Annotated in this window: 4 protein-coding genes; all 4 read left to right on the top strand. The window is 61.3% G+C overall.

Annotation, left to right across the window (positions count from 1 at the left end):
• The first annotated feature begins 175 nt into the window (after positions 1-175).
• Positions 176-1,195 (top strand): glycosyltransferase family 2 protein, encoded by a 1,020-nt coding sequence (locus ACY69P_RS14910; protein WP_462328044.1) that lies wholly within the window; start codon positions 176-178, stop codon positions 1,193-1,195.
• Complete coding sequence (locus tag ACY69P_RS14905; protein WP_462328043.1) at positions 1,188-2,183, top strand: glycosyltransferase; 996 nt, start codon at positions 1,188-1,190, stop codon at positions 2,181-2,183. Before ACY69P_RS14910 ends, ACY69P_RS14905 begins: the two co-directional genes overlap by 8 nt.
• Positions 2,184-2,333: 150 nt before the next feature.
• Positions 2,334-3,740 (top strand): B12-binding domain-containing radical SAM protein, encoded by a 1,407-nt coding sequence (locus tag ACY69P_RS14900; RefSeq protein WP_462328042.1) that lies wholly within the window; start codon positions 2,334-2,336, stop codon positions 3,738-3,740.
• 3 nt (positions 3,741-3,743) lie between these two features.
• A partial coding sequence (locus ACY69P_RS14895; protein ID WP_462328041.1) for a hypothetical protein occupies positions 3,744-3,944 on the top strand: 201 nt, incomplete at its 3' end.

Raw genomic sequence — 3,944 nt, 5'->3', positions numbered from 1 at the left:
ATTTTGTGTACAGGACTGGGGGAGAAAGTTCGAGCAATATCGTCAGTGTATGATACAGTATGGAATGTAGCGCTGTTTATCAAGTTTGCATTTGACTTGTCTGACGCGTTTCCGTATATGATTGAATAATCGCAAAAGTCTCATTTATCAGTATAAACGGCGGTTTTGCTGCACTATGAAGACACGCATCGCAGTGGTTGTTCCCGTGTACAACGAGGCCGAAAACCTTGAACTCCTTCACGAAAAGGTGAGCGAGGCGTTTGACGCCGTGCCCAGCTATGAGTGGGAGCTCCTGTTCGTGAACGACGGGAGCAAGGACAATTCGTGGCAGGTCATCGAAAAGCTGGCGCGCCGTGACGGGCGCGTGTGCGGGCTGAACCTGTCGCGCAATTTTGGCAAGGAGATGGCCCTCACCGCGGGAGTCACAGCCATGAACGGCAGCGAGGCTGTGCTGTTTATGGACTCGGACCTCCAGCACCCGCCGGACCTGTTGCCGGAGTTTATCCGCAAGTGGGAGGAGGGCGCGGACATCGTGGTGGGCATCCGCAAGCACAATGAAGGCACGTCCTTTATTAAGCGGATTGGCTCCAAGGTGTTCTATATGCTCATGACGCGCCTGTCCGATGTGGAAATTCCGCCCAACAGCACGGACTTTCGTCTGCTGGACCGTGGCGTGGTGGAAACACTGTGCACGTTTACCGAGCGCACGCGCATGTTCCGCGGCATCATCGACTGGATGGGCTTTAACAAGAGTTTTGTGGAATTTGTGGCCCCGCGCCGCAGTTCCGGCCGCCCCGCCTATTCCCTGCGCAAGCTCGTGCGCCTTGCGGTCAACAGCCTAACGTCCTTTTCCCTCGCGCCGCTGCGCTTCACCGGGTATCTGGGAATATTCATCATTTTCATCACCGCGCTCCTCTTGAGCTATATGCTGGTCACGGATGTGTTTTTCGATGTGCTCTATACGCCCATGGCCTACGTGGTGGTGCTCAATACGCTGCTGGTGGGCGTGATTTTGGCCGCGCTTGGAATGATTGCCCTGTACATCGGGCATATTCATACGGAGGTGGTGGGGCGGCCCCTGTTTATTGTGCGGCAGGCCTGCGGCCGCCTTGCCGAGGACGATGGTTCGCCCCCGGAGCGCAGCGTGAGCGTCTGTAAACATCCCGATATCGGGAGGTGGCACGCGCATGGCTGAGGTGTCGGTGATTATTCCGTTTCAGGTACCGTCGGACTATCTGCGCCAGACCCTGACCCACCTTGGCACCCTGCGCGGGCCGTCCTTTGAGGTCATCCTGCTTCCCGACGCCCCCATGGCGGACGAACTGTCCGAAGCCTTGGGGTTGGACGTACGCATTCTTCCTACTGGCCCGGTGAGTCCGGCCATCAAGCGTGAGGAGGGCGCGGCAGTGGCCACAGGGCGCGTGCTGGCCTTTATCGACGACGACGCCTACCCCGCCGGGGACTGGCTGGAGAAGGCCGTGGTCCATTTTGAGGACGAGACCATTGGCGCAGTGGCCGGACCGCAGGTGACGCCGCCGGATGACGGCTTTTGGCAGAAGGTATCCGGCGCGATATTCGTCTCGCCCCTCAATGGCTCCGCCGCGTGGCGCTATTGGCCCGGAGACCGCCGCTTCTTTGTGGACGATTGGCCCTCGGTGAACCTGCTTGTGCGTACCGAGGACTTTCACGCCGTCAACGGCTTCGACAACGAATACTGGCCCGGCGAGGACACCAAGCTGTGCCTCGACATCGTGCGGGAGCGCGGCAAGCGCATCCTCTACGAGCCGGAGGCTGTGGTGTACCACCACCGGCGCTCCGGGTTTGTGCGGCATATGCGGCAGGTGGGCAACTATGGCCTGCACCGGGGGGTCTTTGCCAAGCGCTATCCCGAAACCTCGCGCCGCCTCAGCTACTTTATGCCCATGGCGTTTTTCCTGTTTGTGGTGGTGGGCTGGGTGGCGCTGTTTGCCGGGAGCGTGTTTGCCGGACTGTATACCCTTGGCTGGGCGCTCTACGCCCTTGCCATTGCCTTTTCCACTCTGGGCATCTTCGCGCGGCTGCGCGACGCCCGCGTCGCCCTTGCCACGGTCCCCTACGTTGTGGGGACGCATTTCTGGTATGGGTGGCGGTTTCTGAAGGGGTTCCTTTTCGTCAGGGACCTCAAGAGCACACTCGGACGATAGCTACGACGACAGCGAGCTTCCTCCGCGTTCTGACCGGCCATGGTGGCCGCATCCGCAACGTCGCGCCGGAACCGACTAACGAGAACGGGGCACTGCATCATGAAGGTTTCCATCACCTATCCGCCTCTGGAATCATCCAGAGGGGTTCCCTTGCTTTCACAGAACCGGCAGTTCCAGTGGTTCTGCAACCCGACCTACATCTATCCCATGGTGCCGGCCTCTGCGGCCACGCTGCTGGCCTCGCGCGGGCATGAGGTGCTGTGGGACGACGCCATTGCGCAGGAGATGGACCACGAAAGCTGGTTCGCGCGCCTGCGCGTTGAGCGCCCGGACCTCATCGCCATGGAAAGCAAGACCCCGGTCATCAAGCGCCACTGGACCATTGTGGACCGCATCAAGCGCGAGTGCGACTGGGGGCCGAAGGTGGCGCTGTTTGGCGACCATGTGACGGCCCTGCCGCGCGAGAGCATGGACGCCTGCGGCGTGGACTATGTCATCACAGGCGGGGACTACGATTTTGTGCTGGCGGACCTGTGCGACGCACTGGACCACGGCGGCGAGTTGCCGCGCGGCGTGTGGCACCGGCGCGGTGCGGATGTGGTGAGCACCGGCGAGCCGGACGTCAGCCATAATCTGGACCAGCTACCCATCATTGACCGCCAGCTGACCCAGTGGGAGCGCTACGCCTACAAGAACGGCAACTTTAAGTACACGCCCGGCACCTATGTGATGGCGGGGCGCGACTGCTGGTGGGGGCGCTGCTCTTTTTGCAGTTGGACCACACTGTACCCCGGCGCAACCTACCGCACCGTCAGCGTCAAACGCCATTTGGACGAAGTGGAGCGGCTGGTGACGGAGCTTGGCGTGCGCGAGATTTTTGACGACAGCGGCTGCTTTCCCAAAGGCAAGTGGCTGGAGGAGTTTTGCGAGGGCATCATAGAGCGCGGCCTGCACCGCAAGGTGGTGCTGGGCTGTAATATGCGCTGTGGGGCGCTGAGCGCGGAGCAGTGGAAGCTCATGAAACGCGCGGGATTCCGCTTCATCCTCATTGGCCTTGAGAGCATGGTGCAGTCCACGCTGGACCGGCTGAACAAGGGCCTAAAGGTGGAGCAGATTTCCCAGACCCTGCAATGGGCCAAGGAGGCTGGGCTGGAGCCGCACATCACCACCATGGTCGGCTACCCGTGGGAGACGCGCGCCGAGGCCGAGCAGACCATCGCCTTTGCCAAGGACATGTTCTCGCGCGGGTATATCGATACGCTGCAAGCCACCATTGTGGTGCCGTATCCGGGGACGCCGCTCTTTCAGGAAGCCCGCGAAAACGGCTGGCTGACCACCGAGGACTGGGACGACTACGACATGAAGCGCTCCGTGTGGAAAAGCCCGGTGGACGAGGACGACGTGATGGGCTTTACGCAGGAACTCTACCGCGCGGCGCTGTCACCGTCGTTCCTTATGCGCAAGGTGGTGTCCGTGCGCAGTGTGGATGATGTGCGGTTCTTTATCCGCGCCGGTCGCAAGCTGTTTGCGCATCTGGCCGACTTTAGCAGGACCTAGGCCATGCAGCACAGCGACTATCACGCCACACGCTTTACCCACGACCCGCGGCGGCGCGGGGTGTGGAACGAGATTGCGGCCTATCTGCGGCCCTTTGTCCCGGACGGGGCGCGGGTGCTGGAGGTGGGCGGCGGCTACTGCGAGTTCATCAACGCGATGCCCGCGGGCGAAAAGCACGTCATGGACCTGTTTGCCGACGTGGGG

The sequence above is a fragment of the Desulfobaculum sp. genome (assembly GCF_054921475.1).
Note: the sequence above shows the minus strand (reverse complement) of the source record. Positions and strands in the feature narration are given on the sequence as shown.

Bases quoted from the DNA above. Each gene is read 5' to 3' on its own strand.
- ACY69P_RS14910 (WP_462328044.1), top strand. From the start codon at position 176: ATGAAGACACGCATCGCAGTGGTTGTTCCCGTGTACAACGAGGCCGAA.
- ACY69P_RS14905 (WP_462328043.1), top strand. From the start codon at position 1,188: ATGGCTGAGGTGTCGGTGATTATTCCGTTTCAGGTACCGTCGGACTAT.